This window comes from Novosphingobium sp. BL-A-41-Hi4B-X5A, from assembly GCF_055521705.1.
Genome location: NZ_CM145500.1, coordinates 3,102,929 through 3,126,955 on the forward strand (window position 1 = coordinate 3,102,929; position 24,027 = coordinate 3,126,955).

Sequence of the window (24,027 nt, forward strand, 5' to 3'; positions counted from 1 at the left end):
GCGGATATTGCCTTTCGTTAAGAGTCTGTAATGTGACTTCCACCGCTTCCGAAACAATCGTCCCCGACAGCGAGCACAAGGGCTTGGTCGCCAGCTTGCCGCAGCCGTGGCGCAACCTTGCCTTGCTGGCGAGGTTCGACCGGCCGATCGGCTGGTGGCTGCTGTTCTGGCCCTGCGCCTGGGGCCTGTTCCTTGGCGGCGGCACAGCGCGCTGGGGCATCCTCGCGTGGATGCTGCTTGGCGCCATCGCCATGCGCGGGGCAGGGTGCGTCTACAACGATATCGTCGATGCCGATCTCGATGCCCGCGTTGCGCGCACCGCCGCCCGGCCCATCGCCAGCGGCGCAACCAGCAAACGCACATCATGGATATGGCTGCTTACGCTTTGCGCTGTCGGCCTCCTCGTCCTGTTGCAACTGCGCTGGGAAGCGCAAGTCGTGGCACTTGGCAGCCTGGCGCTCGTCGCGGCCTATCCCTTCATGAAGCGCATCACCGGCTGGCCACAGGCGTGGCTCGGCCTCGTCTTTACGTGGGGCGCACCAGTCGGCTGGGTCGAGGCCACCGGCTTTGAACGCCTTGCCCCTCTGGCTGCGCTCTACGCCGGGTGCTGGGCGTGGTGCATGGCCTATGACACGATCTACGCCCTGCAGGATCGCGAGGACGATGCCATGGTCGGCATCGGTTCCTCCGCGCTGTCGTTCGGGCGCCACGTTCGTGCAGGCGTCGGGGCGCTCTATGCGCTGGCCTTGCTGTGCTGGGCTGCTGCCATCTGGCAGGTTCGCGCCGATCCGCTGGCACTGCTTGCGCTGGCGCCGGTTGCCCTTCACCTCCTGTGGCAGGTCGCCACCCTCAAGGAAGACGGTGCGGACCCGCTGGTCAAGTTCCGTTCGAATCGCTTTGCCGGCTTGCTGATGGCTGCGGCGGCTTACGTCGTCGGTGCGGCCTGAGGGCCGAACAACCGCTCGTGTCGCGCCTCGATCGCGGGCCACAGGTCAGCCGCTTCGGGCACGTCGATCAGGAAAAGCTCGCGCAAAGTGCTGACCAGTTCCCCGGCGGAACCCAGTTCACGCCGCTCTTCGCCATGCGCCCCCACAACCGTCAGCACCTTGCCCCTGAGCATCAGGTAATTGCCTGCAAGCCGCCTCTGCACGGTCAGGTTCTGCACGAACACGGATGCAGGATCAGTGGCCTGCCAATGGCATAGGGCCGAAAGCTGATCCTCATCCGCAGGTTGGGCGACGAAATCATACGACATCGCCGCCGTGCCAAGGCTGACGGAGACCCGCCACATCGCGTCATCGGTGCGGCCGAGCGACACTGGCAGCGGATCATGCAGCCACTGTCCCTGTTCAAGCGGCACGGGCGCGCCAAGCCAGCTTCCGAACCCGGCATCGACCAGCTTCGGTCCATCGCACTGCACCAGCAGGCACAAGTGCGAACCAATTGATTCGTCCCCCCGCAGCTGCCGCATTACACCCGCGCTCATCCGCATCACGTCGAAGCCGATCGCCGCCAATGCCGCGCCCAGCACGCCGTTGTGCTCGTAGCACCAGCCCCCGCGCCGCCCTTCGACCAGCTTGGCAAAGGCCGCATCCGGATCGGTCGTCAGCCCGCGGCCAAGCTGCACGTCGATGTTCTCGAACGGAATCGCCTGAACGTGCGCCCGAACGAGCGCGTCGAGTGTCGCCAGGTCGGCCGCCACCGGCGCCGACAAGCCGATCCGCGCTAGGTAGGCCGCAAGCTGCGCAGGAGAGAGCGGTTCAACCGCCATAGCTGACCACTTCGAACTCGATCCCGTCCCAGTCGTAGAAATAGAACCGCCGGCCCGGCTCATAGTCCGCATGATTGAACGGTTCGAGCCCTGCTGCAATCACGATCTGCTCGGCTGCGGCAAGGTCATCCACTTCAATGCCCACGTGCTGCAGCGGCATGCCTTTGGAGAATCGCGTCGAGACTCCACCGGGCGGGGTGTAGAACACGATGTACTGGTCCTCGGTGCCCAAATGGATCGAGAAGCCATCGTCGATTGCCGGGCCGCGCCAGCGTTCGTGCCACCCGCAAAGCTTGGTGAAGAAGGCGGCCGAGCGCTCGGCATCGCTGACGGAGATGTTGACGTGTTCAAGGCGGGCAAAGGGCATCGTCGGGGTCCTTTCGGGAGCTTTCGTCGAATCGATGCTTGTGAATCTGCAACCTCAAGCTAACTTGAGGTCAAGCGGAAAGCGTGGAGTCGCAGAACCTTGGCCATTACCCGCAACGATCTGATCCCGATCGGCACGCTCGCGCGCCGCACCGGCCTCGCGGTCAGCGCGATCCGCTACTACGAGGATCGCGGGCTGGTCACCTCGATCCGCACGGGCGGAAACCAGCGCCGTTTCCTGCGCTCCGATATCCGCCGGTTGAGCTTCGTGCAGATTGCCCAGAAGCTGGGCTTGGGGCTCGCCGAAATCGAGCGCGAGCTTGCCGCTCTGCCGCAGGGACGCACTCCCAACGTGCTTGATTGGCAACGCATAAGCCGTTCGCTGCGCAAGGAAATCGACAGCCGTATCCAGCTGCTCACCCGCACCCGCAACAAGCTCGACGAATGCATCGGCTGCGGCTGCCTCAGCCTCGAACGCTGCCAACTCTACAACAAGGACGATCGCGCTGCGGCTGGCGGTTCCGGCCCGCGCTACGTGCTGGATTAGCTTGCGTTCTCAAGCAGTTCTACCGCCCCGCCCAGGTCCACGCTGACAAGGCGCGAGACGCCGCGTTCCACCATCGTCACGCCGAACAGGCGATGCATGCGGCTCATCGTCACGGCATTGTGGGTGACGATCAGGTAGCGGGTGCGAGTTTCGGCCACCATTGCATCAAGCAGGTCGCAGAACCGCTCGATGTTGGCATCGTCCAATGGCGCGTCCACTTCGTCGAGCACGCAGATCGGGGCGGGGTTCGTGAGAAACAGCGCGAAGATGAGGGCGACCGCCGTCAGCGCTTGTTCGCCGCCGGACAGAAGAGTCAACGATTGCAGGCGTTTGCCGGGTGGCTGGGCGAAGATCTCGAGGCCGGCTTCAAGCGGATCGTCGCTGTCCACCAGTGCCAGATGCGCCTCGCCACCGCCGAACAGGCGGCTGAAAAGGCGGCGGAAATGGCCGTCGACCGCCTCGAAAGCCGCCAGCAGGCGCTCGCGGCCTTCGCGGTTGAGGCTGCCGATAGAGCCTCTAAGTCTATGAACTGCCTCGGTAAGTTCCGCCTGCTCGGCCACCGAGGTGCCATGCTTGTCCTCGGCGTCCTTCAACTCGTCCGCCGCCACCAGATTCACCGGCCCGATCCGCTCCCGCTCCGCCGCCAGACGGTCCATCGCCGCCGACTCCTCGGTCGCAGCGGCAACCTCTGCTGATGCGAATGCGAACCGCTCGGGCAGGAGGGGGGGAGGGCACTGGAAGCGCTCGCCAGAAATGGCCGCCATCTCCTGTCGACGGGCATCTTCGTTCTCGGCGCGAGCGGACGCTCCGGCACGAGCCTCGCGGGCAGTGGCGAGTGTCTCATTTGCGGCCGCGAGTGTGGCCTCTGTCTGCGAGAGTTGGCCTTCTGCCTCGGAGAGTTGCCGCTCTGCCTCGGAGAGTTGGAGAGTCAGCCGCGCGCGGATTCCCTCGCCCTGTTCGATCTCGGAAATCAGCCCCGCCGGCTTGGCGGCAGAGATCGCGCGCTCGGTCTCCAGCTCCTCGCGCCGCCCGGTCATCTCGGCCAAGCGCTTGGCGGCATCGCCGGCACGGGCCTGCCAGGCGCGGATATCGCCCTTGAGACCCGCCAGCCGCTCCTTGCCCGCCGCGATCTGCTGTTCAAGCGCAGCCGATGCGGCGGTGGCGGATTGCAGGGTGACGCGCGCCGCATCGTTGCGCGCCCGCGCCGCCTCCAGCGCCGCCCGGCCTGCCGCCGGATCGGGCAGGGTGCTGCGCTTGTCCTCGGCCGCCGTGACTTCTGCTTGAGCTGCAAGACGTTGATCCGAAAGATCTTCCTGCGCCCGCGACAGTTCCGCCTTGCGCTGTTCGAGCCGCGCCCGCGCCGCTTCTGCGGCATCCAAGGCCCGCAGCGCCATGCGCTCGGCATCGGCGGCGGCAGAGAGCGCGCGCTCCACTTGCGAAAGTTCGCCCTGCACTTCGGAAAGCGCGGCGCGAACCTCCTCCTGCGCGGCTTCGGCAGTCGAGACTGCTTGACGTCGCTCGGGCAGAAGCGCCTGCAGTTCAGCAAGCCGGTTCTCGGCCTCAAGCGCAGCGGCTTCGGCGGCACCTTCGCCCCGCGCGATGAAACCGTCCCAGCGGCGCAAGTGCCCGGCCTTTGTCACCAGCCATTGGCCGGGGGCAAGCGCCTGACCCTCGTCGGCGTCGACCACGCGAACCAGGGCGAGGCGCGCTGACAGTTCAGGCGGGCACTGCGGGACATGATGGGCCAGCGAATCCACAAGCAGTTCAGGCACTTGCGCGCCAGTCCAGAAACGACCCTCCGCGGTTGGCGGGGCGGCGCCTACCGGAGCCGAGGCATCCCGCCCGAGCACTGCGGCCAAAGCGCGCTCATAGCCCGGCGCCGCGCGGGTTCCGGCGATGGCGGACTGTCCCAAGCCTTTGGCAGAGCGTGCTTTTTCCCGTGCGGCCTTGTCGCGTGTGAGTGCGTCTGCCTCCCGCTCGATTCCAGCAAGATCGGCGCGGGTTTGCGCCAGGGCATTGCTGGCAGCGTCACGACGGGCGGACAAGTCCTCGCGCTGGGCGGTAAGGTCTGCGCGGCGTTCTTCCGCAGTGGCGATGGCCTCGGCGGCAGTGGCGCGCTTTGCTTCCGCCTCGGCGATTTGCGCGGCGGGATCGGCCTCGCGGGCAAGGGCATCGGCCTGCTGGGTCAGCCGCGCAGCATCGGCATCAAGGCGTCCAAGTCTTTGTCGTGCCGCAGAAACTGCCGCTTCGGCCACGCGCCATTCGGCATCAATACCGGCTTGTTCAGCCACACGCTGGGCGAGGGCGACTTCGGCGGCGCGGGCAGCGCGATCGGCATCGTCGACCGCTGCGGCAAGCGTCGGGCGGCGTTCGCTATCTGCCGCAAGCGAACCCTCGGCTGCGGCAAGATCCTGCTCCAGCTTCGCCATCGCGGTGGCGGCATCCTCGGTCAGCCGATCGGCGCTGGCGCGGTCCTCCTCGATGCGGGTCAGCTGGCGTTCGATGTCCTTGACCCGCTGCTCGGCGGCTTCGAGCTGGGCGGTGAGCGAAGCCATGCGCTGGCCGTGGGCCGCGGCGTCCTGTCGCCGGTCGTACAGTTCGTCGCGCGCCTCGGCCAAGGCGGCGGCGGCCTTGTGTTGGGCTTTCTGCGCAGCTTGCGCGAGATCGGTAGCCTGCTTCACCGCGTCCTCGGCAGCGATGGCTTGCTTGCGCGCGGCATCGGCGGCAGCGGCGGCATCGCGCCAGCGGGCGAAGACGAGCCGGGCCTCGGCAAGGCGGATCTTCTCGCTAACGGCGCGATAACGCTCGGCCGCGCGGGCCTGCCGTCGGAGCGTACCGATCTGGCTTTCGAGGCCCGCCAGCATGTCTTCAAGCCGCGCCAGATTAGCCTCGGTCGCGCGCAATTTCTGCTCTGCATCGCGGCGACGGACGTGAAGCCCGGCGATGCCCGCCGCTTCTTCAAGCATCATGCGGCGTTCGGCGGGTTTGGCCGCGATCACCGCAGCGATGCGGCCCTGGCTGACCAGCGCCGGGCTGTGGGCTCCTGTGGCGGCGTCAGCAAAGACCAGCGCGACGTCCTTGGCGCGGACGTCTTTGCCGTTGACGCGATAGGCACTGCCGGCGCCGCGCTCGATCCGGCGGATGACTTCGAGTTCTGCGCCGAACGGGCCATCAGGATCGGTCTCGGCGGTAAGCAGGACTTCGGCAAAGGCGCGGGCCGGGCGCGTGGCTGTCCCGGCAAAGATCACGTCTTCCATGCCGCCGCCGCGCATGGACTTGGGCGAGCTTTCGCCCATCACCCAGCGGATGGCTTCGAGAAGGTTCGATTTGCCGCAGCCGTTGGGGCCGACAACGCCAGTTAGGCCGGGTTCGATGCGCAGTTCGGCAGGTTCGACGAAGCTCTTGAAACCGGAGAGTTTCAAGCGCTTGAATTGCACCGATCAGGCCCCCCGACCCGTCCTGGCCCCCTTAGCGGGCGCCAGCCTTCTGCAGCAGGGGTTCGAGTTCCTGCCAGCTGGCAACGCCGGTCTTGCTGCCGTTGAGGAAGAAGGTCGGCGTGCCGGTGATGTCGAACTCCTTGCTCCACTGTTCATTGGTGGTGGCAAGCTTGGTGGCCCTGGCGCTGTCAGCCAGGCATGAAGAGCCTTGCGCAGCGGCAATGCCGCGCGAGGCGAAGAATTCGCTCATGCCGCCGAGTTGGGCAATGCCTGCAAAGCGCTTGTCGGCAGGAAGGTTCTGGATCTGCTGGAAGGCGGCTTCGTCCTTCTGCAGGTTGGTGAACATGTTCGGCTGCCAGGCCCAGAACTGTTCGGAAAGCGGAATGACCGCTTCGGGCGCGCCGCAGGTTGCCAGCAGCACGGCCGGCATGTCGAGCGCGTTCAGCAGGAACAGGCGCAGTTCATAGGAGACGCGGCCCGACGCGATGTAGTCGTCACGCAGCTTGGGGAAGCCCTTTTCCGAGAACTCCGCGCAGTGCGAGCACGACAGCGCGCCGAATTCGACGAGCTTGATCGGCGCGTCGGGATTGCCCATCAGGTAACCACCCTCAGGCGTGACGGAGAAGGTTTCGGTCCACGACTGGCCTGCAGGAGCCGGCACCTTGGCAATCGGCTCTGCGCTGGCAACTTCGCCCCCGGCAGCGGCGTCCTTCTTGTCACAGGCGGCAAGGCCGAGCGTCAGGGGAAGGGTGGCAAGCAGAAGCGCGCGGGCGAGTTTCATCGTGTGGATATTCCCGTTTTCTGGCGGTTTGGAAGGACGCTAGCGGATTGTTGCCGGGGTTTGAAGGGGCGTGGTTCCGGGATTGTGGATCAGTCCATCCGCGCGAGGATCTGAGGGCGAAGTGAGTCCCAGTCGTGCGTGCCGGCAAGCAGGATGCCGTCGATCATGAAGCTGGGCGTGCCGGTGACGCCGAGCTTCTCGGCAGCATCGTTGGTGCGCTGGGCAAGCTTGTTGGCCAGTGCCTCGTTCGATAGGCAGCGGTCCATGGCCTGCCGGTCCATGCCACGGGCCGCCATGAAGTCATAGAACTTGAAGTCGCTGGCGATGGCGCGGGTGCGGCTGGCGAAAGTGCCGGTGGTCCAGCGCTGGCGCTGGGCCTCAGTCGAGTTGGCAAGCGGGCCGATCCACTGCGGTTGCAGGCGCATGAACGCGGTGTGCAGCTGGAAGAAGCGGTTGGCGGGCACGCAATTGGTGATCAGCGCCACGGTCATGTCCACTGGATCGCGCACGAAATTGCGCACTTCGACTGCGCCCTTGCCCGGAGCGATCATGCCGATCTTGAGCTGGCCTTCAGACTCGGTCTCGAAATGCGAGCAGTGCGGGCAGGTGTAGCTGACGAACTCGATCAGGCGCAGCTTGGCGGCTGGGTTGCCGAGGACGTGATGGCCCTCGGGCGTGACGGAGCCGGTGACGGCCCAGTTGAGGCCGCCTGCGGGCCGCGGTGCAGGCTTCCTGGCTGCCTGGCCCGATGCCCCCGTTGCGACGAGTGCGGTGGCGGCGAGTGCCGTTGCGATGAACTTCTTGATCATCCGATCTTCTTCCCCCCGGTTGCACTATCCAGACTGCGCGCCAGCGACTCCAGCACCGTACGCAGTTCGGGATCGCCGATATCGCGCAGCGAATCCCCCAGTTCCATCGGTATCGGCTTCAGCGAGGGAGGCGCTGCGCGCGGCGCTTCCTTGGGCTTTGGCGCCTGAACGGCGCCTTGCCGTATCTTCACCTTCGCCACGGCATTGTAGCCAAAAAAGCGGTTCACGCGGTCAATGATCTCGGGCGTGACGTGCTGGATCAGCGGCGCGTGCGCCGGGCTGACGACCAGTTGCAGGATGCCTTCGGACTTCTCGCCCGGGGGAAAGCGGATCGATTCGGGCATGCAGTGGCGGGCGTGACGCTCGCCCACGATCTCGGGCCAGCGGGTGACCACGCTCGATTGCACGAAGCCGAAGCGGCGGAAGGCGGTGCGGCCGATGGCGGGCATGAGATCGGCGATCTGGCGCGCTTCGCCGCCGCGCGGACGCTCATAGAGCTTGCCCGCCTCGGTCTTCGTCGACCGGGTGCTCTTGCGTTTCGGCGCGTCCGAAGGGGTGCTTTCCATATCGCTTCGCGCCATGCCATAGGTGTGCGATGCAAGCCAGAGAGGAAGCCGCAAAGTCATTCGATCCGGAGGCAATCGCCCCGTTGCTGCTTGCGTGGTACGATGCCAACGCGCGCCGCCTGCCGTGGCGACGTTTGCCGGGTGAGGAGCGGCAGGACCCCTACAAGGTGTGGCTGTCCGAGGTCATGCTGCAGCAGACTACGGTGGCGGCGGTGGGGCCGTACTTTTCGAAGTTCACCCAAGTCTGGCCGACGGTGGCCGATCTTGCGGCAGCAGACGACGGCGACGTGATGGCGGCGTGGGCGGGGCTGGGCTACTATGCCCGCGCGCGCAATCTCCTGGCCTGTGCGCGGGCCGTGGCGGCAAGGGGCGGAAGCTTTCCCGATACCGAAGCGGGCTTGCGCGAATTGCCGGGTTTGGGGGAATACACAGCTGCTGCCGTGGCCGCGATTGCGTTCGGGCGGCGCGCGGTGGTGGTCGATGCGAATGTCGAGCGGGTGGTGGCGCGGCTGTTCGCGATCGACGAGCCGCTGCCTGCGGGCAAGGCGGCGATCCGTTTTGCCGCCGGGCAGGTGACGCCCGAGGAGCGCGCCGGAGATTTCGCGCAAGGGATGATGGATCTGGGCGCAACGATCTGCACGGCCAGGTCTCCGCGCTGCATGCTGTGTCCATTGCGCGAGGGATGCCGTGGTTACGCGCAAGGTTCGCCCGAGCGGCTGCCGGTGAAGGCTGCGAAGAAGGCCAAGCCGCTGCGAACCGGTAGGGCCTATTGGGTGGAGCGCGAGGGCAAGGTCCTGCTGGTGCGTCGGCCCGGGCGCGGGATGCTGGGCGGGATGCGGGCGCTCCCGGACGATGGCTGGTCAGCCAAGGGCGACGGTCCGGACGGCCTGGAGGGAGAGTGGCGCTCGGGCGGGGTGGTCCGCCATGGCTTCACACATTTCGATCTCGAATTGCAATTGATGCTTCCGGTTCAGCCGCAAGCGGTTAGTCTGCCTGAGGGAGAATGGTGGCCGGTCGAGACAATCGAGGCTGCCGGATTGCCGACCGTGTTCGCCAAGGCAGCGCGGCTGGCCGTCGCTGGAAGGACAGACTGAGCAATGCAGCAGGTTTCGGTTTCGCGGCGCGGGTTCATCGGGTCGCTCGGTTTGGTCGCCGCAAGTATGGCGCTGCCGCGGATGGCATGGGCGAGCGTTGCGGCGGAGGCGCGCTTTCCCACTGTGACGGGAATGCTCGATGGCTATGTCTCTTCAGGCAAGCTGCCGGGCATGATCGCGGCGCTCGGCTGGGGGTCGAGCGAGGCGCCGATGGATATCGCCCGTGGCACTCTGGCCAAGGGGATGGCGCCAGCGGTGAACATGGACAGCCTGTTCCGGATCTATTCGATGACCAAGCCGATTACCGGCATGGCGGCGATGATGCTGGTGGACGAGGGCAAGCTCCGGCTCGACCAGCCGATTGCCGACCTGCTGCCGGCATTCGGCAAGATGCAGGTGCAGGTCACGCCCGACGGTTCGATGACCGATCTGCGTCCGGCCAAGACACAGATCACGGTGCGGCACCTGCTGACGCATACTGCGGGGCTTGGCTATTCGATCATCCAGAAAGGGCCGATCAAGGACGCCTATATAAACGCGGGGCTGGTGCCAGGGCAGGCGAGCCGCATGCGGCTTCTGGGCATGGATGCGCCCAAGCCGTTGGGCAGCCTTGCCGAGTTCGCCGACGTTCTGGCAACGATGCCGCTGGTCTACGAGCCGGGGGCGGTGTGGAGTTACTCGGTTGCGCTCGACCTGATGGGGCGGGTCATCGAAGTGGCTTCGGGCAAGCCCTTCGACGTGTTTCTGGCCGAGCGGCTGTTTGCCCCTTGCGGCATGACTTCGACGTGGTTCCGCGTGCCCGAGAGCGAGGTCGGGCGGCTGACCACGAACTACGCTGCTGTAGGTGGTGCCTTGCTGCCGATCGATCCGGGCAAGGCTTCGGTCTATCTAGATCAGCCGCCCTATCCGTTCGGCGGGGCAGGGCTGGTTTCAAGTCCTCGCGACTACGACCGTTTTCTGCGGATGCTGCTGGGCTTCGGCCGGATTGATGGCAGGCAGGTGATGAGCGAAGCTGCAGTGCGGCTCGGCACGAGCAACCTCCTGCCGGCGGGCACTGACCTGTCGCAAGCCTTCATCAAGGGCAACGGCTTTGGCGCAGGCGGTTCGGTGGGCTTGGGCGAGGATGCCGGAACCTATGGCTGGGCCGGTGCAGCAGGCACAGTAGGCTTCGTCAATTACCGGGTCGGGCTGCGTGCAGGAGTCTATACCCAGTACATGCCGTCAGAAGCCTATCCGGTGCACAGGGAATTCGCGAAGGCCGTGCTGGCTGACGTAACGGGGAAGAAGGCCGCAGCCTGATGGATAAGACGATTGCTTTTGCCGGCGGCGGGCTCGACCGCGCTGACCATATCCGGGGCGATGCCGACAAGCTTGGCAGCCTGATGAACTGGCGGGCGCGGCTGCTGCGGCTGGAAGGGATCGACCCGGTGATCTCGCCCGACGGAGGGCTTGACTGGGGCACGCTGGCCGATGCCGATCCGGAAGCCGAACTGGTGTTCCTCGGCCTCAGCGAGGAAGGGCGCGGGTGCTTTGCCCAAGTGACGCCCGCGATCGTGGGCAGCGTTGCGCCGCCAAACCCAAGACTGTGGGCGGCGATGGGGGCGCTCTCCCCGGGGGACTTGTCGATCTACGGCGGTGCGCGCAGCCTGGTTGACTGGCACGCGCGGCACCGTTTCTGCGCCCGCTGCGGGTCTGCGACGAAACTCGCGAAGGGCGGCTGGCAACGCACTTGCTCGAGCGAGGCGTGCAAGGGCGAGCACTTCCCGCGCGTCGATCCGGTCACGATCATGACCGTGGAGTGCGAGGGCGAATTGCTGCTCGGCCGCCAGCCGCGTTTCCCGCCTCGGCGCTATTCGGCGCTTGCGGGCTTTGTGGAGCCGGGCGAGGGCCTCGAAGACGCCGTTCGGCGCGAGGTGCTGGAAGAGGCGGGCGTGAAGGTGAACGAGGTGCGCTATGTCGCCAGCCAGCCTTGGCCGTTCCCGTCCTCGCTGATGATCGCCTGCCACGCCTTTACCACGCAGCGTGAAATCACCATCGACGTGACCGAACTCGACGACGCACGCTGGTTCACCCGCGAAGAAGTTCGTTACGCCATGACGGGGGCCGAGGACGGCGCGTTCATTGCCCCGCCGCCCTTTGCAGTCGCGCATCACCTGCTCAAATGGTGGCTCTCGCAATGAGCGCGCCCGCCAAGGTCACGCTCGACATCTGGTCGGACGTGATGTGCCCGTGGTGCGTGATCGGGCTGGGTAAGCTCGACAAGGCGCTGGCCAGCATGGACGGCGAAGTGGATGCCACGGTGCGCTTCCATCCGTTCGAACTGAACCCTGACATGTCCGAGGAAGGCGAGGAGCAGGCCGCGCATATCCAGCGCAAGTATGGCCGTACGGCCGAACAATCGGCGGGCGTACGGGAAACCTTGCGACAGGCTGCCGAGCGCGCGGGATATTCGTTCGACTATACCGGCGATGGCGAAGCGCCACCGGCGATGATGTGGAACACGCGCATGGCGCACCGGTTGCTGACCTGGGCCCTGCGCGATTTCGGGCCGGACCTGCAAGTGGCGCTGAAACGCGCGCTGTTTGACGCCCACTTCCAGGGGCGGCGCAATGTGTCGGATCCCGAAGTACTGGCGGAAGTGGCAGAAAGCGTCGGCCTACCCCGGCTCAATGCGCTACAGGCGATGATTGACCCGCAGATCGATGCGATCGTTACCGCCGAGGAGCGGCAGGCTTGGGACTGGAACGTCACTGGGGTGCCGGCGGTGGTGATCAACGGCAAGCTGATCGTCCCCGGCGCGCAGGAGCCGGACGTCTATGCCGACTTGATCCGCAAGGTGCTGGCGCGGGAGGCTGCGGGCAAGGCTTAAGGCGGCGTGGACAAATTCCACGTTGTGGAATCTGTCCACGCCGCCTTAGACCAGCCCAAGCTTTGCCAGTTCGGACGCAATCTGTGCTGGCAGCACTTCTCCCGCCTCGCCATCACCAAGGTCTGCAGGCGCGTCGGTTGGCTCGAGATAGCGCCAGCCCTGATGTGCGCGGCGGGGCTTGGGGTGGACGTCGATCAGCTTGGTGCTGACGACGATGTTGGTGCGACCGCCCTCGGCCTCCTCAAACCCGACGATTTCCGAGCGGGCGACGAGCTGGTGCTTGTGGATCCAGTAGAGCGAACCGCCGATCATTTCCTCGGCGCGCTTGGGGCGGTTGCGGGTGGTGAGGTAGGCGACTTTCGCCCCTCCGCGCCGACCGGTGTCCGAGAACCATTCATGGATCTCGGCCAGCGATTGGGCACCGTAGGCCACTTTGGTCATGTGCAGGGGCATGAACTTCTTCCGGATCAGGCAAGGCCGCTCAGCACGGCGAGGCCGAGGAACGAGAAGAAGCCCATGACATCGGTAGCCATGGTCACGAATACGGCCGAAGAGACAGCCGGATCCACTTTGAGGCGATCAAGCGTGACCGGGACCATGATTCCGGCGAGCCCGGCAACCAGATTGTTGATCACCATGGCCGAGCCGATGACCGCGCCGAGCAGGGGATTGGCGAAGAGCAGGCCCGTGCCGAGACCGATCAGGATGCCCAGCGCAGCACCGTTCGTGGCGGCAATCCGCAACTCGCGCAGGATCATGCGGATCGTGTTGGAACTGGTCAGCTGATTGGTGGCAATCGCGCGCACGACCACGGCCAGCGTCTGCGTTCCGGCATTGCCACCCATCCCCGACACGATCGGCATCAGCACCGCGAGCAGGGCAAAGCGCGCGATCGCCCCCTGGAACATGCCGACGACAGAGGCGGCGACCAGCGCCGTACCGAGGTTGACCACCAGCCACGTCAGGCGCGTGCGAACGGTGAGCAGGATCGGCTCGTTGATGTCGCCATCGCCGGCACCGGACAGGCGCAGGATGTCCTCGCTCGCCTCTTCCTGAATGATGTGGACGATATCGTCGACGGTGATCTGGCCGACGAGGCGGCCGCTCTCGTCCACAACCGCCGCCGAAATCAGCGCGTACTTCTGGAAGCGCAGCGCAACCTCTTCCTGATCCATCGAGACCGGGATCAGCGTCTGGTCGCGCTTCATCACGTCGGCCAGCGGCACGCTGCGCGGCGCGCGCAGTATCCAGCTGAGGCTGCAGGTGCCGACCGGGTGGTGCTTGTGATCGACGATGAACACTTCCCAGAATTCGGTGGGCAGTTCGTCGTCGCGGCGCAGGTAGTCGATCAAATCGCCCACCGTCATCGCCTCGGGCACCGCGATCAGATCGCGGCTCATCAGGCGGCCGGCGGTTTCTTCCGGATAGGACAGCGCGGATTCGATCGCGGCGCGATCTTCCGGCTCCATCTCGGCAAGGACGGCCTGCTGGTCTTCCTCGTCAAGGTCCTCGATCAGGGCGACGGCGTCGTCCGTCTCCATCTGCTCGGCAAGGTCGGCGACTTCTTCGGGCTCAAGCTCTTCGACGAGGTATTCGCGGACGTAGTCGTTAAGCTCGGCGATGACCTCGCCGCCGAGCAAGTCATTGATCGCACGCGCAAGCTTGACGCGGTCGTCCTGGTCGATCAGCTCGAAAAGGTCGGCGATGTCTGCCGGGTGGAGCGGTTCGACGAGGTTGTAGACGGTCTCGTCGTCACCGGCCTCGAGCGCTTCGGCGACGCGGCGGACGAAGCCGGGGCGGAGAGTGTTGTCTTCCTCGTCGAGGCTTTCAGAATTGCGCGAGGGTTCGGCCGGCGCGGGCGCTTCGTCCACGTCGGGGAGCAGGCTGTCGATGATGTCGTCGTCGCGCTCCATAGGCGCGGGTTACCGGCTGAGGCGTCAATTGCAACCGCCTAGCAGACCTATGCGTGACTTTCTTTTCGCAAGCCTTATATCGGCGCGCAAACAAGCAAGGATTGCGACTAATGGCTGACGAAAAACTGGTCCTCACGCTCGATTCCGGCGACGTTGTGATCAAGCTGCGCCCCGATCTGGCTCCCGGCCATGTCGAGCGCATCAAGGAATTGGCGAACGAAGGCTTCTACGACGGCGTGAAGTTCCACCGCGTGATCCCCGGCTTCATGGCGCAGGGCGGCTGCCCGCAGGGCACCGGCATGGGCGGTTCGAGCAAGCCTGACCTCAAGGCTGAATTCAACGACGAACCGCACGTGCGCGGCGTGTGCTCGATGGCGCGCACCAGCTATCCGCACTCGGCCAACAGCCAGTTCTTCATCTGCTTCGACGATGCGCGCTTCCTCGACAAGCAGTACACCGTGTGGGGCCAGGTCGAGAGCGGCATGGACCTGATCGACGCGCTGCCCAAGGGCGAGCCGCCGGCAAACCCGGGCGTGATCCGCAAGGCCAGCGTCGTCGCTGCCTGATCGGACTGCTGATCAGGAAAAGAGGGGCGGGGCCGAAGGGCTGCCGCCCCTTTTCCATGTCAGGCCGAGAGCCGCCGCACCGCTTCATCCTGCGCGATGAGTGGCAGGAGCGCGGCCATTTCGGGGCCGTGGTCGTGGCCGGTAAGGGCCTGGCGCAGCGGCAGGAACAGTGCCTTGCCCTTGCGGCCGGTCCTGTCCTTGAGGGCAGCGGTCAGGGCGCGCCACGATTCAGCAGACCAGTCCAGCGTCGTGGCAACCTTCGCTGCTTCGGACAGATAGGCGCGGGTTTCCTCGTCGAAGGCCGGCGCTGCGACCGGGCCGGTCACGACTTGCCACCAGTCCTTCGCCTCGTCGATATGGGCGAGGTTGGGGCGGATGGCATCCCATGCGGTTTCGCCCATGCCTTCGGGCAGAAGGTGGGCGACGCGGGCATAGGGTAGCCGGTGGACGATCTGGGCGTTGACGCGGTGGAGGTCGGCCTCGTCGAAGCGGGCGGGCGCGCGGCCGAAGCGGGACAGGTCGAAGCTTTCCGCCAGTGCATTGGCATCGAGTGACGGATCGACCGGGTCGGACGTGCCAAGGCGTGCGAGCAGGGCGACGATCGCCTCAGGCTCGATACCCTGTTCGCGGAAATCGGCCATGCCCAAGGCGCCGAGGCGCTTGGACAGTTTGCCTTCGCTGCCGGTCAGCAGCGCTTCATGGGCAAAACGGGGAGGCTGGGCGCCGAGCGCGGTGAACATCTGGATCTGCGTGGCGGTGTTGGAGACGTGATCCTCGCCGCGCAGCACGTCGGTTATGCCCATGGCAATGTCATCGATCGCCGAGGGCAGCATGTAGAGCCACGAACCGTCGGCGCGGCGGATCACCGGGTCCGACATCTGGCGCGGGTCGAAGTTCTGAGGGCCGCGAATGCCGTCCTCCCACGCAATCGGCTGGTCGTGATCGAGCAGGAAGCGCCAATGCGGCGTCTCGCCTGCAGCGGCTCTCGCCTCGTGGTCAGCTTCGGTCAGCTTGAGCGCTGCGCGGTCGTAGATCGGCGGCAGGCCTCGGCCGAGCAGGATCTTGCGCTTGAGGTCCAGTTCCTGCGCAGTCTCATAAGCGCGGTAGATGCGACCGGCCTCGACCAGACGCTGGAACTCGCGTTCGTACAGTTCGGTGCGCAGCGATTGGCGCTCCTCGCCGTCGTAGGTCAGGCCAAGCCAGGCAAGGTCGGCACGGATGGATTCGACGTGCTCTTCGCGGCTGCGCTCGGCATCGGTATCGTCGATGCGCAGCATGAACTTGCCGCCGGTCTTCTTCGCCAGCAGCCAGTTGTGGAGTGCGGTGCGAACGTTGCCGACGTGAAGCTTGCCGGTGGGCGAGGGGGCGAAGCGGGTTACCGTTGTCATGCGCGCTGCCCTAGCGCGCCGCTGCTGCAAGGGGAAGGCTGGCGGTTACGGTATCAGGGCAACGGCGTGGATCGTCGCGTTGTAGAGCGCTTCGTGGCGGTCGGCGCGGACGAAGCCGGTGATCGCGTCCGAAAAGGCCTCGCGCTTGCCGGAAACGGCGGCGCGGGCGAGGGCGGCCAGCGTCGTCTCGTCCGGGGTCATGGCAAGGCAGCAGGGGCGGTTGACCATGAACGGTTCGGGCCAGACCTGCTTGATCGTCTGCACCAGTCCATGGACGGCGCAGGCCGCTTCGATGGAGCGGTAGCGCTGGGCAAGGTCGGGTACGGGATCGCGGCCAGACGCTTCGAACAGTGCGCACAGGCGCATCGCCATGGTCACGTGCAAACCCTTCAGTGAAAGGCCGCGCACGTCCTGCGGGCGGGCCAGACTATCGATCAGGACGGAGAAGCGGGTGGAGGACTGGCCTGCGGGCATTGCGCATCCTTTCTTGCGAACGATTCGCAAGTTAGCATGGGGATGCCTCAGGTCAATGCGAATCGTTCGCAATTACTCTTTCGTCGCGGCTACGCGGTGGGATCGCCAGCGAAGGGCCATCCCGACGATCGACAGCAGCATCCCGGTCAGCATGAAAGCGAGCATCAAAGGCTCATCCTTGGCAGACTTGAGCGCTGGCACTCCGAGCAGCACGACGCTCATACTCGACACGAGATAGCCGCTACCCTTCAGGCGGGAGCTTTTGCGCATTCGTGAATATTCCCAGATAGTTGAATGACAAAACAACTACGGGACGGAGCATGTCAGGTTCCGGTTCGGAAGCCGTGGGTTATCGGATAGCGTCTGTCGCGGCCATAGTTGCGCGCGCCCAGCTTCACGCCGGGAGGGGCCTGGCGGCGCTTGTATTCGGCGATGTTGAGCAGCCGTTCGATGCGGCTGACCGTCGCGCGGTCGAAACCTTCGGCCACGATCTGGTCGACGCTCTTCTCGTTTTCCACCAGCCCCTGCAGGATCGCGTCGAGCACGTCGTAAGGGGGCAGGGAGTCCGAATCCTTCTGGTCCGGGCGCAACTCTGCGCTTGGCGGTTTGGTGATGATCCGCTGCGGCATCACCGGACCGTCAGGACCGAGGCCGATCTTGGGGCGATGCGCGTTGCGCCATTCGGAGACTGCAAAGACGGTCGTCTTGTAGGCGTCTTTCAGTGGGTTGTAGCCGCCGTTCATGTCGCCATAGATCGTGGCATAACCGACGCTCATCTCGCTCTTGTTACCGGTGGTGACCAGCATCGGGCCGAACTTGTTCGACAGGGCCATCAACGTCACGCCACGAATGCGCGACTGGATGTTTTCTTCGGTCAGGTCGGGCTGCTTGCCGGTAAAGACCGGGGCGAGCATGGCGTCGAAGGCATCGACAGCCGGGGCAATCGGCACGGTGTCGAGCCGGACGCCCAGCATGTTGGCGCAGCCTTCGGCATCCTCGAGGCTCTCCTGCGAAGTGTAGCGGCTGGGGAGCATGACGCACCAAACGCGGTCCGCGCCAAGCGCATCCACCGCAATGGCAGCGCAGATCGCCGAATCGATGCCGCCCGACAGGCCGAGCACGACGCCGGGGAAGCGATTCTTGTTCACATAGTCGCGCAGGGCCATGACCATTGCGCAGTAAATGTCTTCGGGGTGCTCGGCGAGTTCGTGGTCAACGCCGGGCTCGCAGCGCCAGCGCGAGCCGGAGCCAACTGCGGTCTGCGTCCAGACGGTGGTAACGATCGATTCTTCCCAGTCCGGCATCTGCACCCAAAGCGCACCTTCGGGGCCGACGACGAAGCTGGCGCCATCGAACACGATCTCGTCCTGCCCGCCGACGCGGTTGAGGTAGGCGAGGGGAATGCCGGTATCGATCGCGCGGCGCTTGGCAACGCCGTCGATGCGCAGGACGTCCTTGTCGATCTCGTAAGGGCTGCCGTTGATGCAGATGAAGATTTCCGCGCCAAGGTCGGCCAGGTGGCGGCAGACGTCGGGGTGCCAGATATCCTCGCAGATCGGCAGCCCGAGCATTGCGCCTTTGAACAGCACCGGCTCCGGCAATGGTCCGGGCATGAAATAGCGCTTTTCGTCGAAGGTGCCGTAGTTGGGCAGCTCGTACTTGAAGCGGGTGGCTGCGATGCGTCCGCCTTCGAGCAGGGCGACGCCATTGTGCAGATCGCCATCGCGCACGAAGACCGATCCGACGAGCATCGCGGGGCCGCCGTCTGCGGTGACCTTGGCGAGTTTCTCGAGTTCGGTGGCGGCCCGCTCGATCAGGGCCGGCTTCATGATCAGGTCTTCCGGCGGATATCCGATCAGCATCAGTTCCGGATAGACGATCAGGTCGGAATCCGGGTTGCTCTCGCGCACGGCAAGCATGGCCGCGACGTTTGCGGCAAGGTCGCCAACCGACTGGTTGAGCTGGGCGAGAGTGATGCGGAGCGTATCGGCCATGGCCCAACTCCTAAGGGACTGTTCGCTGGGCGGCAACGCCCATGGCTGCCAAGAGTTGCAAAGCTGTCATCATGGGCTAAGGGCGCGTTGGGGATCGAATCCGAGGGAATCGCACGCAATGAAGATCATGGCCGGCAACTCGAACCTGCCGCTCGCCCGCGCCATTTCGGCTTATCTCGAAATGCCGCTGACCGACGCCAGCGTGCGCCGCTTCGCTGACGAGGAAGTTTTCGTGGAAATTCACGAAAACGTCCGTGGCGAGGACGTCTTCGTCGTCCAGTCGACCAGCTACCCGGCGAACGACAACCTCATGGAACTGCTGATCTGCATCGACGCACTGCGCCGTGCCTCGGCAAAGCGCATCACGGCGGTCGTCCCCTACTTCGGTTATGCCCGCCAGGACCGCAAGCCCGGCCCGCGCACACCGATTTCGGCCAAGCTCGTGGCCAACCTGATCACGCAGGCCGGTGCCGATCGCGTGCTGGCGGTGGATCTTCACGCTGGCCAGATCCAGGGCTTCTTCGATATCCCGACCGACAACCTGTTTGCAGCGCCGGTCATGGCTGCCGACATCCAGACCCGCTATGGCACGCAGGAACTGATGGTCGTTTCGCCAGACGTCGGCGGCGTCGTTCGGGCGCGTTCGCTGGCCAAGCGCCTCAACAATGCCCCGCTCGCCATCGTCGACAAGCGTCGTGACCGCCCCGGCCAGTCCGAAGTCATGAACATCATCGGCGACGTGAAGGGCCGCATGTGCATCCTGATCGATGACATCATCGATTCGGGCGGCACCCTGTGCAACGCGGCGCAGGCGCTGATGGATGCGGGCGCTGCAGGCGTTTCGGCCTACATCACCCACGGCGTGCTTTCGGGCGGCGCAGTTGCGCGCGTCAGCAACTCGGCGCTCAAGGAACTGGTCATCACCGACACGATCATGCCGACGGAAGCGACCGCCGCCTCCGATCGCATCCGCGTGCTGACGATCGCTCCGCTGATCGGCGAGGCAGTGCGTCGCATTGCCGATGAAAGCTCGGTCTCCAGCCTGTTCGACTAATCCTGCCGCTTTAAGCGTTCTAGCCATGCGCGAGCCTGCTTCGGCTCGCCCACGGCGTTGGCCGGAGGCTTGCCGCGTGAGGCCATGAACTCATCATGGAGCGTGAACGGCTCCATGAACAAGGCCTCCCGCGCTTGTGCGATCTCGTCGGCAAGCTCGATGAGGTTGTCGATAATCGGCGCGGTCACGGCGCGCATGATCTTGTCAGCGTTGTGATCGAACAGGCCCCATTTGCCCGCTGCAGTCACTTCAAGCGCTTCGATCAGCGCAGCGCGATAGTCCGCTTCCATTTCGGAGCGGCGTTTGTCGAGACGTTCGAGACGGTCAGCCCTGGCCATGCCTCTGGCCTAGGCGGTGAAGCGAAGCCACGCAATGCCGCTTACTCCCAGGGCTTGACCTCGCCCGGTTCCAGCCTGCGAATTTCCTCAAGCCTGCGCGCCTGTCGTGTTTCCAGGCCCAGCGTCATCAGCGGTTGGGGACGCTCCACGAACTGGCGCGGACTCATTCCGAACAGCGCGGTGAACTCGCGGATAAGGTGGCTCTGATCGTAATAGCGTAGGGCAATCGATTCGGCTTCGTCATGGTCGGCAACGCCGCGAAGGTGGCTGGCCATGTCGAGCGCGCGCGCACGCCTGAGAACCTGTTTGGGTGGCATGCCGAAATCGCGGCGGGCGATGCGTTCCAGCCGACGCTGTGTCACTCCAAGATTTTCCGCCAGTCGTGCAATGCTGACCGTAGGATCGGCAAATGCAGCGGCTTCGAAGCGGGCGGAAATCGGATCAGGCTCGCGCACGGCGCGATCCGCAATCAGACTGCGCATCTCGCATTCCATGGCCTGAACCCAGTCTTCCGGGGAACCATCGGGATCGAACATGTCGAGCCAGCGCTGCTCCGGCATTTCCAGTTCGGCAAACGTCGCCAGCCTGTCGGTCAGCGTTGCGATCTCGGGTCCGCGCAGCGCATGGCAGACGCCCGGCCGCAGGAAGATGCCGATGCTGACAAAACTGCCGGTGACACTGATCGGCATCCGACGGGAATGCGGGCCAAACAGCATTGCGGCACGCTCAGACGTACGCACGCCATCGGCCGTGGTGGCTTCCCACTTGCCCCGCAACTGGATGCGGATGCACGCGAAATCGCTCAACAGTCCGCAGTCGAGGCGGTGTTCGGGCGGGGTCCCGACGATCGTCACATAGAGCCTTCCGATCCAGCGATCGAGGTCCGCGGCTGGTGCCCGGCTGTAGGAAATCGGCTGGCCATCGCGCGTGGCGATCGGCGAGACTATCGCGCGATCAACGCCTGGCCTGTTGCTGCGACTCATCTAGCGTGCCCCCAAGACAATCGGTGCACGCAGATTTAGCGCCCCTAGAATCTTCCATGCGTGCGGTTTGTCACGGCTTCCTTAAAATTGCGCAGGTGCATTTGTCCAATGACGATTCATGTTCTGCGGGTTGACCGTATTGGCCCAAAGCAGGCAGAGCCAAGGCATGAAGCTTGAAAACGATATCGCCCTTGCCATGCGCCTTGCCGACGCTGCGGCGGAGGCCATTCGCCCGCACTTCCGCACCGTAGCAGCCGAGCGGAAGGGCGATTCGACGCCGGTAACCCTGGCTGACCGTGCAGCCGAAGAGGCGATGCGGCGTATTCTGACAGCTGAGGTGCCGCGGGACACCATCATTGGCGAGGAATTCGGTTCGACCGCCGGTTCCTCGGGACGAAGCTGGGTGCTCGATCCGATCGATGGAACAGCGGGTTTTCTGGCCGGACGCCCGATCTTCGGCACGCTGATCGCGCTGGTGGTCGAAGGTTTTCCGGTGCTCGGCGTGCTGGATCAGCCCATCACCGGGGAGCGCTGGGTCGGCGCCATGGGCAAACGGACTACGCTAAACGGAAAGCCCGTGCAGACGCGGGTATGCCGCGAATTGTCTGACGCGACGCTGGCGACGACCGGGCCGCACTATTTCGACGACCATGATGGCGGCCATTTCATGGGCCTTGCTGCGAAAACTGATCACAAGCGCATGGTGATGGGCGGCGATTGCTACAATTACGCCATGCTTGCGACGGGCCAGCTCGACGTGGTCTGCGAGGCGAACCTCAAGCTTCACGACTGGGCCGCGCTGGTGCCGATCGTCGAAGGCGCGGGCGGCACCATGGCCGACTGGAATGGCGATCCCTTGCACGCGGGTTCGGACGGCCACGTCATCGCACTGGGAGATCCGGCGCGGCTGGAAGACGTGGTCGAGGCGTTGGCCTGCGCGCACTAAGCGGCGTCTCCCGTTGTCCCGCCTTGGGCGAGTGAAGCTGCTTCAGCTGGCGTTGCCGGGTGAGCGCGTGAGTTCCATCAACTCGTAGCGCTCTCCAATCGAGGGCAGGACCGCCAGCAGGGGCAGGCAATCGGATGGCTCGATCCAGTAGTCCGTCAGATGCGGCACCTGATCGCTCCAGCGGATCGTGTAGCGCAAGGCATCAAATGTGCCTGCGCCCACGGTAATCTGCTCGGCTCCCATATAGGCCACGACGGGTTTGACCAGCATGACCGACAGATCCTGATCACCGAGATGCGCCATTGAATTGGCAGCGCAAAGCAGGGGTTTCTCAACGCCGCGCTCATCTGTCCCGCGCACCATCGCGGTAATGGCGTCGCCCGCCAGCGGGTGCATGCCGAGAAAGTCAATTGCGCGCGGCGCTTCGATGCGTTTCGAGACGCGGCCTTCCTCGGCAGTAAAGCCTTCGCATTCCACCATGCGGTCTGTGACGGAATACCAGCACGCCCCGATCATGCTGCCATCGCGCGTGTTGCGGACGTAGCCTTCCCGGGGCCGCCAACCCTCTGTCACAGACCAGCTCGCTTCACGCAGGAGCCGCGCATCGTCCATTTCGCAGACCGCCCGCAAGGAGCGACCCCGAGAATGGACCGAGCCCGAGAAATGCTCCCGACCCCACTCTTGCCCGGAGGCATTGAGATAGGACACTTTCCCGGCATAGTGACGATAGGGCGAAGTCATTGGCAAAGCGCTCCCCAGTTACAGCACCAGGGTAAAGCGCACCCACCAGTCTGCATGGGCGATACGCTCATGCTCCAGCTATCGGATACCAGACCAAGCTGTTCGTCAGCGCTCCAGTAGCTGCACCTCGGACAGCTCGATAACCGGGATCTCCCAAGGGTGAGCAGCCATGAGCGCTTCGAGTGCAGGCGCGAGGTCTGCGTCTGCATCGGCGTAGGTCGTGATGATCGCTGTCGGGGAGAGGGCGCGCTCTCCCGCACTCCCCATTGTTGGCTCGGCATCGGGTCCGGGCTGGAAGCTTTCCCATCCCGGCGATATCTCGCAAACACCCTTGTAGAGCTTGAAGTCGCCCAAGGGATTGTCGGCGCGGATCACGGCCAGCATGGCAGCTGCGGCAGGATCGTGTTCGACCGCGTCGCCATCGCCATTTAGCAACGCATCGAATGTCAGGGCCGAAACCGGGCAATGGATCTTGACCGCAACCGCGCGGCGGCGGCTGACGGTCAAAGCCCGGCCTTCAGCATCCAGTCGTGGAACAGGCGCACCGGGCGCGATTGCAGCGCACGCGGGCGGCAAACGAACCAGTAGGAATAGGGGCTGTCGACGTCGATGTCGTAAAGCCGGGCGAGGCGGGAATCATGGCTGCGATGATAGTGGTCATCATGCATGATTGCGATGCCAAGGCCCTGGGCTGCTGCCTCGAGTATCAGCTGCCCGGAGTCGAAATGATCGATCGCGGCAGGTTCCAGCTTCTCGAGGTGCAGTGCGCGCTTCCACGCCTCGAAGCTTGCCGGAAGGTCGTTGTGTACCAGAAATGTCTGTTTCGAGAGCTTGGCGATATCAGGCCGCTCGCCCAGTTCGGCCGCCAGTTCGCGCGAGGTAATCGCGTGGACGCGGTTGTGATCCAGCCGCACCGAATGGAGCGATGCGTCCGGCCCTTCGGAAAGGACGATGGCGGCATCGATGGTGTCGCCAAGCTTGGTTTCTGCCGCGTGGCCTGAATCGATATCGATGTGCAACTGCGGGTGCAGCTTGCGCAGTTCGCCCAGGCGCGGAAACAGGCGCTGGCTGCCGAACAGCGGAAGTACGCCGAGCCGCAGGCGCATGACCTTGCCGGTATCGATCAGGCGATCGACCCGGTCCGCCATCTCGTCAATCAACGGGGCGACGGCATCATAAAGCTGCTGGCCTTCCTCGGTCAGCTTGAGCGCCTGATGCTTGCGTTCGAACAGCGGCTTGCCGACGAAATCCTCCAGCGCACCGAGACGACGGGACAGAGCCGAAGGACTGAGGGCAAGTTCTGCGGCCGCCGTCTTGGCCGAGCCTGCGCGCACGACGCGAATGAACGCCTCGAGCGAACGCAGTGGGGGCAGGCGGCGGATCATCTCTT

26 protein-coding genes are annotated in these 24,027 nt (G+C 64.9%); 9 read left to right on the forward strand and 17 right to left on the reverse strand.

What is annotated here, in order from left to right; genetic code table 11:
* Positions 1 to 32 precede the first annotated feature (32 nt).
* Entirely contained in the window at positions 33 to 947 is a 915-nt protein-coding gene (gene ubiA / locus ACZ1JY_RS15215) for a 4-hydroxybenzoate octaprenyltransferase (RefSeq protein ID WP_465129856.1), read from the forward strand.
* On the opposite strand, the gene ACZ1JY_RS15220 is transcribed toward ubiA, so the two are convergent.
* Positions 926 to 1,771, reverse strand: a complete 846-nt coding sequence (locus ACZ1JY_RS15220) for an arylamine N-acetyltransferase family protein (protein ID WP_465129857.1) — start codon at positions 1,769 to 1,771, stop codon at positions 926 to 928. The two genes, ubiA and ACZ1JY_RS15220, sit on opposite strands and share 22 nt — an antisense overlap.
* Positions 1,761 to 2,138 carry a VOC family protein gene (locus ACZ1JY_RS15225; RefSeq protein WP_118072220.1) on the reverse strand — a complete coding sequence of 126 codons (378 nt, stop codon included), beginning with the start codon at positions 2,136 to 2,138 and terminating at the stop codon, positions 1,761 to 1,763. The genes ACZ1JY_RS15220 and ACZ1JY_RS15225 overlap by 11 nt, the downstream gene beginning before the upstream one ends.
* Positions 2,139 to 2,243: 105 nt before the next feature.
* Between ACZ1JY_RS15225 and soxR the strand changes: the two genes are divergently transcribed.
* Positions 2,244 to 2,684 carry a redox-sensitive transcriptional activator SoxR gene (gene soxR / locus ACZ1JY_RS15230; protein ID WP_168903096.1) on the forward strand — a complete coding sequence of 147 codons (441 nt, stop codon included), beginning with the start codon at positions 2,244 to 2,246 and terminating at the stop codon, positions 2,682 to 2,684.
* Here soxR and smc read toward each other — a convergent pair.
* The 4 genes from smc to ACZ1JY_RS15250 form a co-directional block, all read right to left on the reverse strand.
* Positions 2,681 to 6,121 (reverse strand): chromosome segregation protein SMC, encoded by a 3,441-nt coding sequence (gene smc, locus ACZ1JY_RS15235; protein ID WP_465129858.1) that lies wholly within the window; start codon positions 6,119 to 6,121, stop codon positions 2,681 to 2,683. The two genes, soxR and smc, sit on opposite strands and share 4 nt — an antisense overlap.
* A gap of 31 nt (positions 6,122 to 6,152) precedes the next feature.
* The gene (locus ACZ1JY_RS15240; RefSeq protein WP_168902786.1) at positions 6,153 to 6,902 is read right to left on the reverse strand and encodes a thioredoxin domain-containing protein; all 750 of its coding nucleotides are present in this window, start codon (positions 6,900 to 6,902) and stop codon (positions 6,153 to 6,155) included.
* Positions 6,903 to 6,991: 89 nt separating this feature from the next.
* Positions 6,992 to 7,711, reverse strand: a complete 720-nt coding sequence (locus ACZ1JY_RS15245) for a DsbA family protein (RefSeq protein WP_465129859.1) — start codon at positions 7,709 to 7,711, stop codon at positions 6,992 to 6,994.
* Entirely contained in the window at positions 7,708 to 8,277 is a 570-nt protein-coding gene (locus tag ACZ1JY_RS15250) for a DUF721 domain-containing protein (RefSeq protein WP_168902784.1), read from the reverse strand. Before ACZ1JY_RS15250 ends, ACZ1JY_RS15245 begins: the two co-directional genes overlap by 4 nt.
* A 29-nt stretch (positions 8,278 to 8,306) precedes the next feature.
* Here ACZ1JY_RS15250 and ACZ1JY_RS15255 point away from each other — a divergent pair, with 29 nt between their 5' ends.
* From ACZ1JY_RS15255 to ACZ1JY_RS15270, 4 genes are read left to right on the forward strand one after another with little or no spacing between them, the layout of a single operon-like run.
* Entirely contained in the window at positions 8,307 to 9,371 is a 1,065-nt protein-coding gene (locus tag ACZ1JY_RS15255; protein WP_465129860.1) for an A/G-specific adenine glycosylase, read from the forward strand.
* A gap of 3 nt (positions 9,372 to 9,374) precedes the next feature.
* Complete coding sequence (locus ACZ1JY_RS15260; RefSeq protein WP_465129861.1) at positions 9,375 to 10,670, forward strand: serine hydrolase domain-containing protein; 1,296 nt, start codon at positions 9,375 to 9,377, stop codon at positions 10,668 to 10,670.
* Positions 10,670 to 11,551: an NAD(+) diphosphatase gene (gene nudC / locus ACZ1JY_RS15265; protein ID WP_465129862.1), complete on the forward strand. Its 882-nt coding sequence runs from the start codon at positions 10,670 to 10,672 to the stop codon at positions 11,549 to 11,551. The genes ACZ1JY_RS15260 and nudC overlap by 1 nt, the downstream gene beginning before the upstream one ends.
* On the forward strand, positions 11,548 to 12,240 hold the full coding sequence (locus ACZ1JY_RS15270; protein ID WP_465129863.1) for a DsbA family oxidoreductase: 693 nt from the start codon (positions 11,548 to 11,550) through the stop codon (positions 12,238 to 12,240). Before nudC ends, ACZ1JY_RS15270 begins: the two co-directional genes overlap by 4 nt.
* 45 nt (positions 12,241 to 12,285) lie before the next feature.
* Here ACZ1JY_RS15270 and ACZ1JY_RS15275 read toward each other — a convergent pair whose 3' ends face one another.
* Together ACZ1JY_RS15275 and mgtE are read right to left on the reverse strand one after the other, a co-directional pair.
* Complete coding sequence (locus tag ACZ1JY_RS15275; protein WP_465129864.1) at positions 12,286 to 12,693, reverse strand: DUF1489 domain-containing protein; 408 nt, start codon at positions 12,691 to 12,693, stop codon at positions 12,286 to 12,288.
* Positions 12,694 to 12,707: 14 nt separating this feature from the next.
* Positions 12,708 to 14,153: a magnesium transporter gene (gene mgtE, locus ACZ1JY_RS15280; protein WP_118072213.1), complete on the reverse strand. Its 1,446-nt coding sequence runs from the start codon at positions 14,151 to 14,153 to the stop codon at positions 12,708 to 12,710.
* Between the two features lie 110 nt (positions 14,154 to 14,263).
* On the opposite strand from mgtE, the gene ACZ1JY_RS15285 reads away from it, so the two are divergent.
* Positions 14,264 to 14,719: a peptidylprolyl isomerase gene (locus ACZ1JY_RS15285; RefSeq protein WP_118072212.1), complete on the forward strand. Its 456-nt coding sequence runs from the start codon at positions 14,264 to 14,266 to the stop codon at positions 14,717 to 14,719.
* 59 nt (positions 14,720 to 14,778) lie between these two features.
* Here the strand turns inward: ACZ1JY_RS15285 and gltX are convergent, their stop codons facing one another.
* From gltX to ACZ1JY_RS15305, 4 genes are all read right to left on the reverse strand, one after another.
* Positions 14,779 to 16,107, reverse strand: coding sequence for a glutamate--tRNA ligase (gene gltX, locus ACZ1JY_RS15290; RefSeq protein WP_465129865.1), 1,329 nt, complete (start codon positions 16,105 to 16,107; stop codon positions 14,779 to 14,781).
* Between the two features lie 45 nt (positions 16,108 to 16,152).
* Positions 16,153 to 16,581, reverse strand: coding sequence for a hypothetical protein (locus tag ACZ1JY_RS15295; RefSeq protein ID WP_118072211.1), 429 nt, complete (start codon positions 16,579 to 16,581; stop codon positions 16,153 to 16,155).
* Positions 16,582 to 16,653: 72 nt separating this feature from the next.
* Positions 16,654 to 16,851: a hypothetical protein gene (locus tag ACZ1JY_RS15300; protein WP_465129866.1), complete on the reverse strand. Its 198-nt coding sequence runs from the start codon at positions 16,849 to 16,851 to the stop codon at positions 16,654 to 16,656.
* 53 nt (positions 16,852 to 16,904) lie between these two features.
* Positions 16,905 to 18,575, reverse strand: coding sequence for an NAD+ synthase (locus ACZ1JY_RS15305; protein ID WP_465129867.1), 1,671 nt, complete (start codon positions 18,573 to 18,575; stop codon positions 16,905 to 16,907).
* A 118-nt stretch (positions 18,576 to 18,693) separates the two neighbouring features.
* Between ACZ1JY_RS15305 and ACZ1JY_RS15310 the strand changes: the two genes are divergently transcribed.
* Positions 18,694 to 19,629 carry a ribose-phosphate pyrophosphokinase gene (locus ACZ1JY_RS15310; protein WP_118072209.1) on the forward strand — a complete coding sequence of 312 codons (936 nt, stop codon included), beginning with the start codon at positions 18,694 to 18,696 and terminating at the stop codon, positions 19,627 to 19,629.
* Here ACZ1JY_RS15310 and ACZ1JY_RS15315 read toward each other — a convergent pair.
* Positions 19,626 to 19,967, reverse strand: a complete 342-nt coding sequence (locus tag ACZ1JY_RS15315; RefSeq protein ID WP_465129868.1) for a hypothetical protein — start codon at positions 19,965 to 19,967, stop codon at positions 19,626 to 19,628. The genes ACZ1JY_RS15310 and ACZ1JY_RS15315 overlap by 4 nt on opposite strands.
* 41 nt (positions 19,968 to 20,008) lie before the next feature.
* Positions 20,009 to 20,950 (reverse strand): helix-turn-helix transcriptional regulator, encoded by a 942-nt coding sequence (locus ACZ1JY_RS15320; RefSeq protein ID WP_465129869.1) that lies wholly within the window; start codon positions 20,948 to 20,950, stop codon positions 20,009 to 20,011.
* 166 nt (positions 20,951 to 21,116) lie between these two features.
* Here ACZ1JY_RS15320 and ACZ1JY_RS15325 point away from each other — a divergent pair, with 166 nt between their 5' ends.
* Complete coding sequence (locus ACZ1JY_RS15325; RefSeq protein ID WP_465129870.1) at positions 21,117 to 21,896, forward strand: inositol monophosphatase family protein; 780 nt, start codon at positions 21,117 to 21,119, stop codon at positions 21,894 to 21,896.
* 42 nt (positions 21,897 to 21,938) lie between these two features.
* Here ACZ1JY_RS15325 and ACZ1JY_RS15330 read toward each other — a convergent pair whose 3' ends face one another.
* The 3 genes from ACZ1JY_RS15330 to ACZ1JY_RS15340 form a co-directional block, all read right to left on the reverse strand.
* Positions 21,939 to 22,637, reverse strand: a complete 699-nt coding sequence (locus tag ACZ1JY_RS15330; RefSeq protein WP_465129871.1) for a hypothetical protein — start codon at positions 22,635 to 22,637, stop codon at positions 21,939 to 21,941.
* Positions 22,638 to 22,742: 105 nt separating this feature from the next.
* Positions 22,743 to 23,144, reverse strand: coding sequence for a hypothetical protein (locus ACZ1JY_RS15335; RefSeq protein WP_465129872.1), 402 nt, complete (start codon positions 23,142 to 23,144; stop codon positions 22,743 to 22,745).
* Positions 23,141 to 24,022 carry a LysR substrate-binding domain-containing protein gene (locus tag ACZ1JY_RS15340; protein ID WP_118072203.1) on the reverse strand — a complete coding sequence of 294 codons (882 nt, stop codon included), beginning with the start codon at positions 24,020 to 24,022 and terminating at the stop codon, positions 23,141 to 23,143. Before ACZ1JY_RS15340 ends, ACZ1JY_RS15335 begins: the two co-directional genes overlap by 4 nt.
* Positions 24,023 to 24,027 lie beyond the last annotated feature (5 nt).